Genomic DNA, 15,317 nt, shown 5'->3' with positions numbered 1-15,317 from the left:
GGCGGGTTGGGTCACGTCGGCTACTCCGGAAGGTCGTCGAGACGGGTGATGCGGCCTTGCCCGTCCAGGGCGGCGCGGCCGGCGAGTTCTGCCATGGCGGCGCGCGGCAGGCGATAGGCCGGCGGATGGGCGAGGCCCATTTCCCGGGCGACCAGAATGCCGAGCACGAGGATCGCGTCGACCCGATCGAGCACCAGGGCGGCGGGCGCGGCGCCGGCGCGGATCAGTTCGAGCATGATCGAGCTCGACGAGGACGAGCCGCGGGTCTCCGGCACCAGCAGGACGGTGCCGGCGACGCACTGCCCGTGCTCGGGATGGCGGATGTCGGTGATCCGGCCGGTCACCGGATCGACACCGCCCCAGAAGCTGAGCGGTTCGGTCAGGTGCAGGATCGGTCCGGAGACGGCCGGGCCGGGGACCAGGACGGTGGCGACCGGCGTGTCGGTCATGCCCAGGCCCCCTCGTCGCGCCTCAGGCGGCCGGCGACGGCGGTCTCGACGCAGTCGGCGAGCGAACCGTAGAGCGTCGCCCAGCCGGTATTGCCGGGGGCGTAGTGGGCGAATTTGCCGGAATTGGTCATCAGCACTTTCGGCCGGTCGAAGGTCGCCTCCGGCAGGATCGGGGCGACCACCACGCAGGTGTCGACGATCGGCACCACGCCGGCCGCCTCCAGGGTCGCGGCGCGGCCCTCCTCCTGCAGCACCTGCCAGACGAAGCGGCTGGTGCAGGCATAGATCGGCAGCCGGGCACGGCGGCCGGCGAGACCGCGTTCCAGCGCGGCGAGTTCCTCGAAGGAGAGATGCGGGCTGCCGATCGCGATGGCGTCCGGCTCGGCGGCCCGGTCGGCGGTGGTCAGACGGTCGCGCGCCTCGCGCACCAGCGCCGGCGTCACCACGATGGTCTCGGCCGGCTCGAGGCCGCCGAGCGCGGCCGCGAGGCTCGGCGCCTCCGGGGTCGATCCGACGATATGGAACAGGGCGACCGCGCCCGACGAGGCGGCCGCCGCCCCGAAGGCCTTCAGCCGGTCCTCGTCGACACCCGGCGGCAGGCCGGCCACGACCGGCACCGCCTCGCCGCAAAGGCTGCCGACCAGGCTGCCGAGCACCGGGTAGAAGGCCTCCTCGGCCTTCAGCCGTTCGGACAGACCGGACACGTCGAAGACGACGCGGCCGATGCGGTTGCGGTCGAGATGCAGCCCGGTCTCGGGCGCGAAGCCGGTCAGGGCGCAGCAAATGTCGAGAAAGTCGCCGAGCCGGTTGGTGCGCGCGCCGAGCACCGAGTTGGCGAAGGCGACCGCGTTCGATTCGCCCCAGGCGACATGGTCGCCGAGCCCCGGACGGTGCCCGGCCTGATAGGGCGCACAGGTCCAGGTCGGCCGGCAGCCGAGTGCTTCGTAGGCGGCGACCATGCGCTCGGCCATCCGCTGCTGATGGGGGGCGAAGCGGACGCGGCCGGCATGAATCAGGTCGAGCGCGCCGACATTGAGGGTGGTCGGGATGGCCACCTGTCCGCCTCCCGCAACCAGCGTCTCGGCGAACAGCACGCCCGCATCGCCATGGAACAGGCAGCCGTCGATATGGGCGGACACCACGGGCACCAGGCGATCGGTGCCGAGCAGCCGGGCCGTCTCGGCCAGGATGCGCGCGGCGGTTGCCGCGGCCGGCCCGCGGGTGCCGGCGAGATGGGGGGCGAGGTCGGTCTCGATCGACAGGGGGTGACTCGCGGTCAGGGAGGCATGGTGCGACGGGCGGCATCCATCCTGGCCTCGCGCCGGAAGGTGGGCAAGAGCGAACTCGGGGCTTGCTGTAACTGTAAACCCGCAAGCAGCCGAAGTGCGAAAATGTAAACAAATAAAAACAGAAAAATCAAAAATGCCACACAGGATCCCACTAACAGTGAGTAACAATGCCTAATATTGAACGTCCATCGATCACAAATCATTGTTCAACAGAACCGGATACCGTAAGATGTCGACGGTTTAATATATACGAATGTGATCAAATATGGAGGCTAGAATGAATAGACTGTCCACTTTCTTGGTCACTGCGGCCGCGGCGATGATCCTCTCCGACGCGGCTGGGGCGGTCGATCTCTTCACGAAGACGGCGTCGGCGACCCCCGCCTGCGCGGCGGCCCGCTTCGGCGGCTTCTATGCCGGCGTGAATGCCGGCGGCATGGTTCAGAAAAGCGACTTCACAGATGTCGACTATTTCTGGTACGGCGGTACGAAGTCTTACAGCGCGCAGGGTGCGACGGCCGGTGTTCAGGCTGGCTACAACTACGTATTCTGCAATACGCTCGTCGGCTTTGAAGTCGACGCCAACTGGGCGAATGCCAGCAGCAAGAAGAACTTTACCACCTATTCCACTCAGTCGTCGTCGATCGATTGGTTCGGAACCGCTCGACTGCGGGCCGGATTCGCCGTCGACAATTTCCTGCTCTACGGAACGGGCGGTCTGGCCTGGGGCGATATCAAGAGTGGCTGGGATTTCAACAAGACCTACTGGTTTCCTGATGCCGATTTCAAGAAACTCAATACTCTCGGCGTGGGCTGGGTCGCCGGTGCTGGCATCGAGTACGCTGTGACCGACAAGATCTCCATCAAGGCGGAAGGTCTTTACATGGATCTCGGCAGTAAGACGGGCCGAACCAACCCCTATGACGTCACCTACAAGTTGGACGTAGCCACGACCGCGGCGGTCGCCCGTCTCGGTGTCAACGTCCGCTACTGAGAAGTCTGATGGGTTTTGGGCGTTGGCGGTGTGGCAAGGCCTCCCGGTCAGGGTCGGCCATCCGAGTGCTCGACGCAGTGGGATGGCCGGTACGGTCCCGAAAGATGTCGGTTCGTCTCCGTCTCAACGCCTGACGCTTCAGCGCGGAAATTCAATGGAGGTTCACTTGAAACATTTCGTCAATTTCGCCGTCCTGGCGGGAATGTTCGGCTTCGTCGGCAGCGCGAGTGCCGCCGATCTGCTGGCCCCGGCGCGGGCCCCGGTGGCGGCGCCGTCGGTTTCCGGGGCTTGCGCGGCGGCGCGCTTCTCGGGGTTCTATGCGGGCGTCAATGCCGGCGGCGTGCAGCATGCCAGCACCTGGACCGATGTCGACTACGACTGGTACGGCGGCAGCATGGCCCACAAAGAAACCGGCGGAACGGCCGGCGTGCAGGTCGGTTACAACTACACCTTCTGCAACACGCTCGTCGGCGCCGAGGCCGACCTGAACTGGAGCGGCACGAAGGCGAAGACCGGCTATGAAAGCGGCTACGTCACGATCGCCAAGAAGATGGAGGCTTTCGGTACGGCACGGCTGCGCGCCGGCGCGGTGCTCGACCAGTCCCTGTTCTACATGACCGGCGGTCTGGCCTGGGCGAAGACCGCCTATTCCTGGGCCGAAACCGGCGATCCGGACGACAGCTGGAAGAATATCGGCTCCAGCCGCATGGGTTGGGTCGCGGGCGCCGGCATCGAGCATGCCCTGACCGATCGGATCTCGGTCAAGGTCGAAGGTCTTTACATGGACCTCGGCAAGGACTCGGCCAAGAACGCCTATGGCTACACGATGCAGGTCGCGACCAAGGCCACGGTCGGCCGGATCGGGCTCAACTACCGGTTCTGACCGGGGTGCCGACAGTGCCGCCTAGTGGTTCGATCGAGACGGATGGTTCCCATCCGTCGCGTGAATCCGAACCACTAACTCTTTGACCACTAGGCTCGGCCGCTGCGCTGACCGAAAGCCGATGGCCCCCGCCTTTGCGGCATATCCGGCTTGACGGCATCGGAGAAAACCCTTACTGCGAAGATAGTAACATGTTACTGTCTTCGCAGTGGAGTTTCCCGTGTCCGAGAAGTCGAAATTCGGCCTGTCCTGTGCGCTCGTCACCCCGTTCGCCGAGAGCGGCGCGGTCGATCTGCCGCGGCTCGCTTTCCATGCGCGCCGGGTCATCGAACGCGGCTGCGACACCGTCACGCTTTACGGCACGACCGGCGAGGGCGCGGCGATCGGGCTCCTGGAGCGCGAGCGCATGGCCGGTGCGGTCGTGGCGGGCGGCGTCGAACCCGGCCGTCTCTATGCCGGCGTCGCTTCGGCGGTGCTGGATGATGCGATCACGCAGGGGCGCATCGCGCTCGATCTCGGCATGCGCGGCCTGCTCGTGGCGCCGCCCTTCTATTTCAAGAATGTCGACGACGAGGCGCTGTATCGCTGGTTCTCGGCCTTCATCGAGGGCCTCGGCGCGGCGGCGCGCGGCATCGTGCTCTACCACATCCCGTTCATGACCTCGGTCGGCCTCTCGGTCGAGCTGGTCGGCCGGCTCAAGACCGCCTTCCCGGGCGTGATCGCGGCCGTCAAGGATTCCGCCTCCAACTGGGAGGGCACACAGGCCTTCCTGGCGGCGCATCCCGATCTGCACATCCTGGTCGGCGACGAGCGCCTGCTGGCCCGCGCCGTGCGCGCCGGGGCGAGCGGTTCGATCTGCGGCTTCGCCAATTTCGCGCCCGAGATGTTGCGCCCGGTCATCTATGGCGGCGCCGACAATCCGGACGTGAACCGGATCGTCGATGCAGTCGTCAAGCATCCGGTGATGGCCGCCACCAAGGCGCTGGTCGGGCATGTCTACCAGGATACCGGCTACGGCCCGATGCGTCCGCCGCTCAGGGCGCTGACTCCGGCCGAGCGTGCCGAACTGGTCGCGGCCTTCGACGGCATTCTGGCCAAGGCGGCCGCATGACAAGCCCGCGGCCGGCCCGGGAGGGCGGCGAGCCGAAGCTGCGCGATCTCGCCTATGCGAGCTTCACGCAGCGGCTGCTCGCCCGCGAGATCAAGCCCGGCCAGTTCGTGTCGCAGCGCGAACTGGTCGAGATCACCGGCCTGCCGCTCGGCGCGATCCGCGAACTGATCCCGCGGCTGGAGGCGGAGGGGCTGATCACCACCGTGCCGCAGCGCGGCATGCAGGTCGCCCATGTCGACATCGACCTGATCCGCAACGCCTTCCAATTCCGGCTGTTCCTGGAGCGTGAGGCGACGGCGCTGTTCGCCGCCGCGGCGAGCACCGATCTGGTCGCCGCGCTGCGTCGTGCGCATGAGGAGATCGTCGCCCGAGCCAAGGCCGGCGGCGATCCGGATCTGGTCCGCGATGCCGAAGAGGTCGACCGACGGCTGCATCAGACCATCATCGACCATCTCGACAATGCGATCGTCTCGCAGGCCTACCGGGTCAACTGGATCAAGATCAAGCTGATCCGGCGCGACGAGACCCGGCTCTACGAGAACCTGATCGTGCCGGTCATGGCCGACCACCTGAAAGTGATCGCCGCCATCGAGGCGCGCGATCCGGCCGCCGCCGCGGCCGCGATTTCCGACCACATCACCAATGCCCGCAACAGGGCGCTGGATCTCTGATCGCGATCCGGGCCACCATGCCCGACACGAGGCAAAGCCGCACGAGACGGCCGCCGAAAAGGGAGGTTTCACATGGCACGAGAATTCAGGCTTTCCCGCCGCAGCATCATGGCCGGCAGCGCGGCCGTCGGCGCCGGGCTGTTCATGCCGGCGATCGCGCGTGCGGCCCCGACGGTGATCCGCTGGGGCGATCTGCTGCCGGCCAATCACCCGCAGGTGCGCATGCTGGAGCGCATCGCCGCCGAGGTGAAGGACAAGACCGGTGGCCGGCTCGAAATCCAGACCTTCCCGGGCGGCCAGCTCGGCACCGGCAAGGACATGATGGAGGCGGTCGGCTCCGGCGCCCTGACGGCGACCACCGACGGCGCGGCCGCGCTCGGCGCCTTCCTGCCGCAGCTCTCGGTGATCGAGGCGCCCTATCTGTGGCGCGACGCGGCCCATATGGCCAAGCTCGGCGCAACGCCGCTGTTCCGGCAGATGAACGAACAACTGGTCGCCAAGCGCGGCATGCGCATGCTGGCGGTGACCTATTACGGCAAGCGCCACATCACGACCGGGTCGAAGGCCGTCAAGTCGGCTGCCGACATGGCCGGCTTCAAGTTGCGCGTTCCGCCCGTCGACACCTTCCGCGCCATGGCCGAGGCCTGGGGCGCGAAGGCGACGCCGATCGCCTTCAACGAACTCTATCTGGCGCTGAGCCAGGGCGCGGTCGACGGCCAGGAGAACCCGCTGCCGACCATCGCCAGCGCCAAGCTGAACGAGGTGCAGAAATATCTCGTGCTGACCGGCCACATCATCACGCCGCGTTTGGTCATCTTCAACGAGGACTTCCTGAAGAGCCTCGCGGCGGCCGATCGGGCGGCGCTCGATGCTGCCATCGCGGCGGCGGTCGCCTGGCAGGATAAGGAACTGGCCGGCCAGGAGGCCTCGCTGGTCGACACGCTGAAGAGCGGCGGCATGACGGTGATCGAGCCGGACATGGACAGCTTCCGCAAGCCGGTCCTGGCGCAGGTGCCGCCGAAATTCGAGGAGAAGTGGGGCAAGGGCGTCTTCGACGGCCTGCTCGCGCTCTGATCGGTCCTGCCACCGCCGCATCCGCGGCCTGACCCGGACGACGGCCCGCCACCGTCCGGGACCCGTGGCATGCGTCCGCGCGACACTCGTCCGCACGCCACTTTTCCGCACGACAGCCGGCCCGGGCTCAGATCCGCGCCGGTCCCCACCCACGCCCCCGCACCCTTGCCCCATCGAAGGGAGCCGCCATGCGCCTCCTCGTCCGCGCCGTGGATCGCCTCGTCGAGGCGGCCGCCGTGGTGTTGCTTCTGTCTCTGCTCGCCGCCGTGGTGCTGGGCGTGGTCTTCCGCCAGCTCGGTGATCCGCTGGCCTGGTCGGACGAGGTGGCGCAGTACCTGCTGGTCTGGACCGGCTTCGTCGGCTGGGTGATCGGCACGCGCCGCAACGGCCATATCCGCATTGACGTCTTCTCCAGCCGCCTTCCGATCGTGCTGCAGCGGACGCTGGAGGTCGTGACCCAGGCCGGCGTCGTCGCCCTCGGCGTCGGCATGGCGGTGCACGGCTACACGCTGATCGGCCGGACCTGGGACGTGGAGGCCGTCAGCCTGCCGGTGCCGACCGCGATCCTCTACGTGCCGCTGCCCTTCGCAGGCGCCGTGGTCGCCCTGCAGGCGCTGGCCGACCTCTTCGATGCCTTGGCCGGCCGGGCGCGGCGCGCCCAGGCCTCCGCGGAGGCGCTGTCATGACCGCGATGATGTTCGGCATCCTGGCGGTCTGGTTCGCCGCGCTGCTGATGGGCGTGCCGCTCTATGCCTCGATGGGCCTGGCCGCCTATGCCTTCGTCTATCTCGGTGGCTTCACGGCCTCGATCGTGCCGCAGAAAATCGCCCAGGCGGCCAATTCCTTCCCGCTCCTGGCCGCGCCGCTGTTCATCCTGATGGGCAACATCCTGAACTCGGCCGGCATCACCGAGCGCATCTTCGGCTTCGCCACCGTCTGCGTCGGCTGGCTGCGCGGCGGCCTGTGCCACGCCAACATCCTGGCCTCGGTGATCTTCGCCGGCATGTCCGGCTCGGCGGTGGCCGATGCCGGCGGCGTCGGCACGCTCGAGATCAAGGCCATGAAGGACGAGGGCTACGATCCGGAGACCGCCGCGGCGATCACGGCGGCCTCGGCGACCATCGGGCCGATCATCCCGCCCTCGCTGCCGATGGTGGTCTACGGCGTCTCGGCCGATGTCTCGATCGGCGGCCTGTTCCTGGCCGGCGTCATTCCGGGCCTCCTGATGGCCGTGGCGCTGATGCTGATGGTCTCCGAGGTCGCCCGCCGCCGCAACCTGCCGCGCCATCCCTTTCCGAGCCTCGGCGCGGTCTGGCACGCTTACCGGCGGGCCCACTGGGCGCTGATGACCCCGGTCATCCTGTTCGGCGGCATGATGGGCGGCCTGTTCACGCCGACCGAGGCGGCCGGCGTGGCGACCGTCTACGCCCTGTTTCTCGGCCTCGTCGTCTACCGCGATTTCCGCCTGTCCGACCTGCCGCGCATTGTCGTCGAGACGGTCGAAACGACCGGTATCGTGCTGGCGCTGGTGATGACCGCCGGAGCGCTCGCCTGGTGCCTGTCGATCTCGCGCATCCCGCAGACGGCCGGTCCGATGATCGTCGATCTCGTCGGCAATCCGATGATGTTCCTGCTGGTCGTCAACATCCTGCTGCTGGTCGTCGGCTGCTTCATGGAGGCGCTCGCCGCCATGCTGATCCTGATCCCGATCCTGACGCCGGCGGCGGCGCAGTTCGGCATCGACCCGATCCAGTTCGGCCTGATCTTCGTCCTCAACCTGATGATCGGCACGGTGACGCCGCCGGTCGGGGTGGTGCTGTTCGTCACCTGCCGGGTCGCCAATATCAGCTTCGAGGCGATGAGCCGCGCCATCGTCCCCTGGCTGATCCCGCTGATCGCCGTGCTGGCGGCGGTCACCTTCTGGCCGCCGCTGACGACATGGCTGCCGCGCCTGGTGCTCGGGCACTGAGCGGGGCGCGGGTTGGCCCTTGACGATGACGGTCGGCTCGTCCCATCTCGGGCGGACGAGCCGAGGACCATCGCCGATGACCAGCCCCTTCGCGCCGCAGCCGCGCCGCCGTTCCGTTCCCGTCTCCGTCGGCGGGATCGTGGTCGGCGGCTCGGCGCCGATCGTCGTCCAGTCGATGACCAACACCGACACGGCCGACATCGAGGCGACCACCGCCCAGGTGGCGGATCTCGCCCGCGCCGGCTCCGAACTGGTGCGCATCACGGTCGATCGCGACGAGGCCGCCGCCGCCGTGCCGCATATCCGCGATCGGCTCGCCCGCCGCGGCATCCGCGTGCCGCTGGTCGGCGACTTCCACTATATCGGCCATACGCTGCTGGCCGACCATCCGGCCTGCGCCGAGGCGCTCGACAAGTATCGGATCAATCCCGGCAATGTCGGCTTCAAGGACAAGCGCGACGGGCAGTTCGGCGCCATCGTCGAGAAGGCGCTCCAATACGGCAAGCCGGTCCGGATCGGCGTCAACTGGGGCTCGCTCGACCAGGACCTGCTGACCCGGTTGATGGACGAGAATGCCGCCGCCGGTAGCCCGCGGACGGCGCGCGAGGTGATGCACGAGGCGATCGTCCAGTCGGGCCTCCTGTCCGCCGCGCGCGCCGAGGAAATCGGCCTGCCGCGCGACCGGATCATCATCTCCGCCAAGGTCAGCCAGGTGCAGGATCTGATCGCCGTCTACGGCGAACTCGCCCGGCGCTGCGACTATGCCCTGCATCTCGGCCTGACCGAGGCCGGCATGGGCTCCAAGGGCCTGGTCGCCTCCTCGGCCGCCATGGGCATCCTGCTGCAGCAGGGCATCGGCGACACGATCCGCTATTCGCTGACCCCGGAACCGGGCGGCGACCGCACCCGCGAGGTCGTCGCCGCGCAGGAACTGCTGCAGACGATGGGCTTCCGCGCCTTCATCCCGATCGTCGCCGCCTGCCCGGGCTGCGGGCGGACCACCTCGACCGTGTTCCAGGAACTCGCCCGCGACATCCAGGACCACATCCGCCGGTCGATGCCGGCCTGGCGCGAGAAATATCCCGGCGTCGAGGCGCTCAACCTCGCCGTGATGGGTTGCATCGTCAACGGGCCGGGCGAATCCAAGCATGCCGATATCGGCATCTCGCTGCCCGGTACCGGCGAGACCCCGTCGGCGCCGGTCTTCATCGACGGCAAGAAGGCCATGACGCTGCGCGGCCCCGGCATCGCCGAGGCCTTCACGCGCATCGTCGAGGACTATGTCGAGCGGCGCTTCGGCTCGGGAGCCAAGGCGGCGGAGTAGCGATTGGTATAGCTTCTGATTGTCTATATTGACTAAAAATTACTATAGATTGTATTCTCCTGGCGTTGAGCCCGGAGGCAGCCGATATGCCGATTCTGATTTTCGCTATCATTTTCGGAATTCTGGGTGCCGGCATCGCCTCGGGTAAAGGCAGGAATCCCCTGATTTGGTTCGTGGTCTGCACGCTGTTTCCGGCGATCGGGCTGATCATTCTCCTGTTCCAGTCGAACTTGAAGGCCGATCTGGCGAAGCAGTTGCAGGCGCAGCGGCGGCAGGAGCAAGCCGATCTCAAGGAATGCCCCAGATGTGCCGAAACGGTGAAGTTGCGTGCCACGGTCTGCCGGCACTGCGGCCACATCTTCGAGCCTGCGAGCGAATCGAACGCACCAAGCGACATGCCGGACTCTGACGGCCCGTCGACGAAGAGCGACCGGCCGCTGCTCGCGCCGCCGCCCCTTCCGGTTTCGGAGCCTGAGATCGTCCGCGATGCAACCGGAATGTACCATGTCGACGGGAAGATCACGCGCGATCTGTCGACCGCGAAGGCGATCGCCAAGGCGGCACAAAGGCGCGGCTGAGATCGCGCAAGCCGCTGTCGCACGCCCTCGCCGCATCAACCATGCCGGCCCGCCGTCCGGCCGCGTCCTCTTGTCGCCGCGGGGCCTGCGCTTTACATGGGGGGAGCCCGTCGGGTCGCGCCGGCCGGCCCGTCTCTCCCGTGAAGCGCCGCCCCAGGGATCGTCCATGCAGCCCCTCGTCAAGGTTCTGATTTTCGCGATCGATATCTATTGGTGGATCGTCATCCTCGCGGTGGTCTTCTCCTGGCTCTATGCCTTCAACATCGTCAATTCGCGCAATCAGTTGGTCGATACGATCAGCAACTTCCTCTACCGGGCGACCGAACCGCTGTTCGCGCGCATCCGGCGGTTCCTGCCCAATCTCGGCGGCATCGACATCGCGCCGATCCTGGTCATCCTCGGCCTCTACCTGATCCGCGAATACCTGATCTACCTGTTCCGCTTCGTGCCGTGAGCGGCGCCGGCGACGCGGTCAAGGCCGAGACGGGTGCGGTGCGACTGCGCGTCCGGCTGACCCCGCGCGCCGGTCGCGATAAGGTCGGCGCGTTCGAAGTGCTGTCGAGCGGAGAGACCGTGCTCGCCGTCCATGTCCGGGCCATCCCCGAGAAGGGGGCCGCCAACGTGGCGCTGGAGGGACTGGTCGCCAAGTCGCTCGGCGTCGCGAAGAGCAAGGTCGCGGTCGTTTCGGGGCCGACGTCCCGCACGAAGATCCTTCGTATCGAGGGTGATCCGTCCGAGCTCTCCGCCGCCATCGAACGACTGGTCGATCACGGTTGAGTTCTGGTATACCAAATACCAGTCATCTCGAACGATCGCAGGGATGAGGCTGCCGGAGCCCGCACGGGCCCGGCCGACGGATTTTGCGCCCGACGCGGCCCGGTGCCGTGCGCGGCCGATGGGGGAGAGGTTCATGACGGCACAGATCATCGACGGCAAGGCCCAGGCCGAGGCGCTGCGCGCGGCGGTCGCCGGCGAGGTGGCGCGGCTCAAGGCCGACCACGGTTTCGTGCCCGGTCTGGCGGTGGTGCTGGTCGGCGAGGATCCGGCCAGCAAGGTCTATGTCAGCTCGAAGGCCAAGCAGACGGTCGAGGTCGGCATGAACTCGATCGAGCACAAGCTCGACGTGGCCACGACCGAGGCCGATCTGCTCGCCCTGATCGGAAAGCTCAATGCCGATCCGGCGGTGGACGGCATCCTGGTTCAGCTGCCGCTGCCCAAGCACATCGATTCCGCCAAGGTCCTGGAGGCGATCGCGCCCGAAAAGGATGTCGACGGCTTCCACGTCGTCAATGTCGGCAAGCTCGCCACCGGCCAGTGGAGCCTGGTGCCGTGCACGCCCTATGGCTCGATGATCCTCCTGCGGGCGACCCTCGGCAAGCTCGCCGGCAAGGAGGCGGTCGTGGTCGGCCGCTCCAACATCGTCGGCAAGCCGATGGCGCAACTGCTCCTGAAGGCCAACTGCACGGTCACCATCGCCCATTCCCGCACTCAGGACCTGCCGGCGGTGTGCCGCCGCGCCGACATCCTGGTCGCCGCGGTCGGCATTCCGGAATTCGTCAAGGGCGACTGGGTCAAGCCGGGTGCGACGGTGATCGATGTCGGCATCAACCGCGTCCCGGCACCGGAGAAGGGCGAGGGCAAGACCAAGCTGGTCGGCGATGTCGACTATGCGGCGGCGGCCGAAGTCGCCGGCGCGATCACGCCGGTGCCGGGCGGCGTCGGGCCGATGACCATCGCGACCCTGCTCGGCAACACCCTGATCGCCGCCTGCCAGCGCCGCGGCCTCGCCGCCCCGGCCTATTTCGCCGAGATCGACCGGGATCTGTTCCGCTGACGATGTAGGGTTCGGAAAGACGGGTCGGGTGCGTTCGGCGCTCCGGCCCGTCCCCGGCCTCAATCCAGCGCGCGCGCCTCGTCCGGCAGCATGATCGGGATGCCGTCGCGGATCGGGTAGGCGAGCCGGGCGGCGCGCGAGATCAGTTCCTGGCGCTCGGCGTCGTATTCGAGCGTGGTCTTGGTCAGCGGACAGACCAGGAGCTCCAGGAGCTTCGGGTCGATCCGGCCTTTCTGGCGGTCTTCGACGGGGCGCTTTTCGGTCATGGGCTCTACTGCAGCGGGCTGCGCGGCCGGCCCGGCTCGCCGGTCAGGGTTCGCTCGGTCAATGCGATCAGCATCTCGGCGCGCGTCTTCAGGTCGGTGGCCTGCAGAAGCGCCTGCTTTTCGGCCGGGCCGTAGGGCGCCATCATCGACAGCGTGTTGACCAGCGCCTCGGTCGGCGCCTGATCGAAGCTGGCCCAGTCGGCCTCCAGATTGTTGGCCTCCAGATAGGCGCGGAACACGCTCATCAGCGCCTTGCGGTCGACCTCGGCCTCGCCGCGATTGGCCTCGAAATCCTCGGCGAAGGGCTCGGTCGCGATGCGCACCTGGCGATAGGGCGTGGTGGTCGCCAATTCTTCCGAGACCGAGAAGCGGACGATCCCCGACAGGGTCAGCAGGATGCGACCGTCGCCGGTCTCGGCGAACTGCGTGATCCGGCCAAGACAGCCGACGTCGCACAGCGCCGGCCGGCCGGTGAGATCGACCGACCCATGGTCGAAGCGCGGCTGGACCATACCGATGATCCGGTCGCCGCGCAGGGCCGCGTCGACCATGGCCAGGTAGCGCGGTTCGAAGATGTTGAGCGGCAACTGCCCGCGCGGCAGCAGCAGCGCGGCCGGCAGCGGGAAGACCGGCACCACGACCGGGATGTCGTCCGGGCCGCGATAGGTCCGGTTGCCTGCCAGCGTCATGGTTGCCTCCCTCATGGTCAAACTCTGATACTTGCGTCCTGCAAATGTCAGAGTTTGGCCACGCAATGAAAAAGTGAGCGGTTCGGAGTCACGAGACGGAACGGAACCATCCGTCTCGATCGAACCCCTTGGCGGCCGCTCCGGCCTGCGATGGCGCGGTTCGGACCATGCGAACCCGTTCGCGCCGGAGACAAGGTCCGCCGGTTCGATGGCCTCCTCAGGCGAACAGCACCGAGGAGAGGCGGCGCCGGCCGTAGAGGGTCATCTCGTCCTTCGGACCCCAGGCATCGAAGAACTGCAGCAACTGCTTGCGTGCGGCTTCCTCGTTCCAGTCCCGCTTACGACGGACGATCTCGACCAGATGATCGACCGCCGCCTCGCGCTTGTCGTGGGCGTTGAGGATCAGGGCGAGATTGAAGCGCGCGTCGTGATCGTTGGCGTCGCTGGCGAGGCGCGCCTCCAGTTCCAGGGAATCGCCGAGCTTGGCCGATTGCTCGGCCAGTTCGAGCTGGGCCCGGGCGGCGGCGACCGCCGGATCCGATTGCTTGGCCGCCGGGACGGTCGCGATCAGGGCGCGGGCCTCGTCGAATTCCTTGGCGGCCACGAGCGTGCGGACCAGACCGGCGAGACCGGCCAGATTGTCGGGCTCCATCTCGCGCACGGCGGCGAAGAGATCGGCCGCGCCCTGCAGGTCGCCCGCCGCCAGCGCCGCTTCGGCCTCGGCCAGAAGCGTCTCGGCATCGGACGGGCCGACCGGTCCGGCGATGCGTTCGATGAAGCTCTGGATCTGGCTCTCCGGCACGGCGCCCATGAAGCCGTCGAGCGGCTGGCCGTTCTTGAACGCGATCACGGCCGGGATCGAGCGGATGCCCAGCTGGCCGGCGACCTCCGGATGGTGGTCGATGTTCATCTTGACCAGCCGCACCTTGCCCTTGGCATTGCGCACGACCTTCTCGATGACCGGCGTCAGCTGCTTGCAGGGGCCGCACCACTCGGCCCAGAAATCGACCAGCACGGGGACCTGGCGCGAGGCCTCGATCACGTCACGCATGAAGTCGCGCGTCGTGGTCTCCTTGATGAGATCGTCGCCCTTGGCGGCGGGGGCCGGCATGGCGCCGCCGACCGGAGGGACCGGGGCTGCGCCGAAGGACGCGGTCACACCTCCCGAAGCCGGGCGGCCGGCAGGCGCCGCGCCAGCTGCCGGTTGGGCCTCTGCCGGCTGGGCCGCGGGGCGGCCGCTGAACTGGTTGCCGAAGGAGAAGCTGGGTCCGCTCATGGTCCTGTCCCGTCGCCAGGGCGCTGTCGCGCCCAATCCATACCAACCGGCGCTGTCGCGCCCAATCCATACCGACCGGCGCGTCAGCGCCGTGTCCATTCGCCTTGGCGTCCCGCGCGCCCCGATCCATGACGATCGGGGCCAGGGGATGCCTGCCGGCCGCATCCGGTGCCGTCGGTCGCTCCAGCCCGCCGCCGTCGCCATGCCCGGCTCCGATCCGGCGGCTCGTCTGGCGGCCGAGGGCGTCCCGCCCGGTCCCCGGGCAGCCTCGGTCGCGCAATAACATGGTGACGAACCTTCGTCATGGCAATTCCGGCGCGCGCGGGAACCGCACTCAATCGGTCGCGGCAGCCTCGAGGGCGTCGAGATCGAGCTTGCCGTGCGACACCGCGACGACCTGCGGATCATGTCCGGTCGCGCGGATGAAGGCGAGCAGGTCCTCACGCCGGATCGATGTGGTCGCGGTATTCTCCAGCGGATGATAGTTCAGAATCTCGTGGTCGAGCATCGGCTGATCGAGGACCACGGTGACGCGGCCCTGCGTATCGTTGATCAGCCCGAAGGGCGTGACCGAGCCTGGGATGACGCCGAGCAGTTCCATCAGCAGCTCGGGCTTGCCGAATGTGACGCGGCCGGATGCACCGATCTTCTCATGGATCTTCTTCAGATCGATGGCCGCGTCCGCCTCGGCGACGACCAGGAAGACGCGATCCTTCTTGTCCTTCAGGAACAGGTTCTTGGTGTGCCCGCCGGGAATGCTTCCCTTGCCCTGCCGGCTCTCGGCCACGGTGAAGAAGGCCTCGTGCTCGACGGTCTCGGTCTTGATGCCGAGGTCGTCAAAGCGGCGCATCAGGTCGGCGCGGGTCAGGGGCATGGGGGGCTCATGATTGAAGGAAAGTTTGGGAACGGT

The 15,317-nt window shown here is 67.6% G+C and carries 18 protein-coding genes; 12 read left to right on the top strand and 6 right to left on the bottom strand.

From position 1 onward, the window contains the following. Nucleotides 1-20 precede the first annotated feature (20 nt). The gene (locus tag KL771_RS09050; RefSeq protein WP_261968219.1) at nt 21-449 is read right to left on the bottom strand and encodes an aconitase X swivel domain-containing protein; all 429 of its coding nucleotides are present in this window, start codon (nt 447-449) and stop codon (nt 21-23) included. After that, nucleotides 446-1,705: an aconitase X catalytic domain-containing protein gene (locus tag KL771_RS09045; protein WP_261968531.1), complete on the bottom strand. Its 1,260-nt coding sequence runs from the start codon at nt 1,703-1,705 to the stop codon at nt 446-448. The genes KL771_RS09050 and KL771_RS09045 overlap by 4 nt, the downstream gene beginning before the upstream one ends. Nucleotides 1,706-2,015: 310 nt before the next feature. Between KL771_RS09045 and KL771_RS09040 the strand changes: the two genes are divergently transcribed. From KL771_RS09040 to folD, 12 genes are all read left to right on the top strand, one after another. Further along, a complete protein-coding gene (locus KL771_RS09040) occupies nt 2,016-2,732 on the top strand; it encodes an outer membrane protein (RefSeq protein WP_261968218.1) in 717 nt (238 codons plus the stop codon). A gap of 166 nt (nt 2,733-2,898) precedes the next feature. Continuing rightward, on the top strand, nt 2,899-3,615 hold the full coding sequence (locus KL771_RS09035) for an outer membrane protein (RefSeq protein WP_261968217.1): 717 nt from the start codon (nt 2,899-2,901) through the stop codon (nt 3,613-3,615). A 220-nt stretch (nt 3,616-3,835) separates the two neighbouring features. Next, nucleotides 3,836-4,726 (top strand): dihydrodipicolinate synthase family protein, encoded by an 891-nt coding sequence (locus tag KL771_RS09030; protein ID WP_261968216.1) that lies wholly within the window; start codon nt 3,836-3,838, stop codon nt 4,724-4,726. Continuing rightward, complete coding sequence (locus tag KL771_RS09025) at nt 4,723-5,397, top strand: GntR family transcriptional regulator (protein ID WP_261968215.1); 675 nt, start codon at nt 4,723-4,725, stop codon at nt 5,395-5,397. The genes KL771_RS09030 and KL771_RS09025 overlap by 4 nt, the downstream gene beginning before the upstream one ends. A gap of 72 nt (nt 5,398-5,469) precedes the next feature. Beyond that, nucleotides 5,470-6,471 carry a sialic acid TRAP transporter substrate-binding protein SiaP gene (locus KL771_RS09020; RefSeq protein WP_261968214.1) on the top strand — a complete coding sequence of 334 codons (1,002 nt, stop codon included), beginning with the start codon at nt 5,470-5,472 and terminating at the stop codon, nt 6,469-6,471. Between the two features lie 188 nt (nt 6,472-6,659). After that, a complete protein-coding gene (locus KL771_RS09015; RefSeq protein WP_261968213.1) occupies nt 6,660-7,157 on the top strand; it encodes a TRAP transporter small permease in 498 nt (165 codons plus the stop codon). Further along, the gene (locus KL771_RS09010; RefSeq protein WP_261968212.1) at nt 7,154-8,440 is read left to right on the top strand and encodes a TRAP transporter large permease; all 1,287 of its coding nucleotides are present in this window, start codon (nt 7,154-7,156) and stop codon (nt 8,438-8,440) included. The genes KL771_RS09015 and KL771_RS09010 overlap by 4 nt, the downstream gene beginning before the upstream one ends. 76 nt (nt 8,441-8,516) lie before the next feature. Further along, nucleotides 8,517-9,764: a flavodoxin-dependent (E)-4-hydroxy-3-methylbut-2-enyl-diphosphate synthase gene (gene ispG / locus KL771_RS09005; protein ID WP_261968211.1), complete on the top strand. Its 1,248-nt coding sequence runs from the start codon at nt 8,517-8,519 to the stop codon at nt 9,762-9,764. 86 nt (nt 9,765-9,850) lie between these two features. Further along, nucleotides 9,851-10,342, top strand: coding sequence for a zinc ribbon domain-containing protein (locus KL771_RS09000; protein ID WP_261968210.1), 492 nt, complete (start codon nt 9,851-9,853; stop codon nt 10,340-10,342). Between the two features lie 166 nt (nt 10,343-10,508). Then, on the top strand, nt 10,509-10,796 hold the full coding sequence (locus tag KL771_RS08995; protein ID WP_261968209.1) for a YggT family protein: 288 nt from the start codon (nt 10,509-10,511) through the stop codon (nt 10,794-10,796). Further along, entirely contained in the window at nt 10,793-11,119 is a 327-nt protein-coding gene (locus tag KL771_RS08990) for a DUF167 family protein (protein WP_261968208.1), read from the top strand. The genes KL771_RS08995 and KL771_RS08990 overlap by 4 nt, the downstream gene beginning before the upstream one ends. A 133-nt stretch (nt 11,120-11,252) precedes the next feature. Continuing rightward, nucleotides 11,253-12,176, top strand: coding sequence for a bifunctional methylenetetrahydrofolate dehydrogenase/methenyltetrahydrofolate cyclohydrolase FolD (folD, locus tag KL771_RS08985; protein WP_261968207.1), 924 nt, complete (start codon nt 11,253-11,255; stop codon nt 12,174-12,176). A gap of 59 nt (nt 12,177-12,235) precedes the next feature. Here folD and KL771_RS08980 read toward each other — a convergent pair whose 3' ends face one another. The 4 genes from KL771_RS08980 to KL771_RS08965 form a co-directional block, all read right to left on the bottom strand. Further along, entirely contained in the window at nt 12,236-12,442 is a 207-nt protein-coding gene (locus KL771_RS08980; RefSeq protein WP_140940012.1) for a Trm112 family protein, read from the bottom strand. Between the two features lie 5 nt (nt 12,443-12,447). Next, nucleotides 12,448-13,125, bottom strand: coding sequence for an LON peptidase substrate-binding domain-containing protein (locus KL771_RS08975; protein ID WP_261968530.1), 678 nt, complete (start codon nt 13,123-13,125; stop codon nt 12,448-12,450). A 223-nt stretch (nt 13,126-13,348) separates the two neighbouring features. After that, on the bottom strand, nt 13,349-14,407 hold the full coding sequence (trxA, locus tag KL771_RS08970) for a thioredoxin (protein WP_390866569.1): 1,059 nt from the start codon (nt 14,405-14,407) through the stop codon (nt 13,349-13,351). Between the two features lie 334 nt (nt 14,408-14,741). Continuing rightward, on the bottom strand, nt 14,742-15,281 hold the full coding sequence (locus KL771_RS08965) for a prolyl-tRNA synthetase associated domain-containing protein (RefSeq protein ID WP_261968206.1): 540 nt from the start codon (nt 15,279-15,281) through the stop codon (nt 14,742-14,744). Between the last annotated feature and the right edge of the window lie 36 nt (nt 15,282-15,317).

It is taken from the genome of Prosthecodimorpha staleyi (assembly GCF_018729455.1).
Lineage (GTDB): Bacteria > Pseudomonadota > Alphaproteobacteria > Rhizobiales > Ancalomicrobiaceae > Prosthecodimorpha > Prosthecodimorpha staleyi.
The sequence above is the reverse complement of the archived record's forward strand: the minus strand, read 5'-3'. Positions and strand labels throughout refer to the sequence as shown.

Bases quoted from the DNA above. Each gene is read 5' to 3' on its own strand.
- trxA (WP_390866569.1), bottom strand. From the start codon at position 14,407: ATGAGCGGACCCAGCTTCTCCTTCGGCAACCAGTTCAGCGGCCGCCCC.
- KL771_RS08965 (WP_261968206.1), bottom strand. From the start codon at position 15,281: ATGCCCCTGACCCGCGCCGACCTGATGCGCCGCTTTGACGACCTCGGC.
- KL771_RS09040 (WP_261968218.1), top strand. From the start codon at position 2,016: ATGAATAGACTGTCCACTTTCTTGGTCACTGCGGCCGCGGCGATGATC.
- KL771_RS09050 (WP_261968219.1), bottom strand. From the start codon at position 449: ATGACCGACACGCCGGTCGCCACCGTCCTGGTCCCCGGCCCGGCCGTC.
- KL771_RS09000 (WP_261968210.1), top strand. From the start codon at position 9,851: ATGCCGATTCTGATTTTCGCTATCATTTTCGGAATTCTGGGTGCCGGC.
- KL771_RS08995 (WP_261968209.1), top strand. From the start codon at position 10,509: ATGCAGCCCCTCGTCAAGGTTCTGATTTTCGCGATCGATATCTATTGG.
- KL771_RS09010 (WP_261968212.1), top strand. From the start codon at position 7,154: ATGACCGCGATGATGTTCGGCATCCTGGCGGTCTGGTTCGCCGCGCTG.
- KL771_RS09020 (WP_261968214.1), top strand. From the start codon at position 5,470: ATGGCACGAGAATTCAGGCTTTCCCGCCGCAGCATCATGGCCGGCAGC.
- KL771_RS09025 (WP_261968215.1), top strand. From the start codon at position 4,723: ATGACAAGCCCGCGGCCGGCCCGGGAGGGCGGCGAGCCGAAGCTGCGC.
- KL771_RS09015 (WP_261968213.1), top strand. From the start codon at position 6,660: ATGCGCCTCCTCGTCCGCGCCGTGGATCGCCTCGTCGAGGCGGCCGCC.
- folD (WP_261968207.1), top strand. From the start codon at position 11,253: ATGACGGCACAGATCATCGACGGCAAGGCCCAGGCCGAGGCGCTGCGC.
- ispG (WP_261968211.1), top strand. From the start codon at position 8,517: ATGACCAGCCCCTTCGCGCCGCAGCCGCGCCGCCGTTCCGTTCCCGTC.
- KL771_RS08980 (WP_140940012.1), bottom strand. From the start codon at position 12,442: ATGACCGAAAAGCGCCCCGTCGAAGACCGCCAGAAAGGCCGGATCGAC.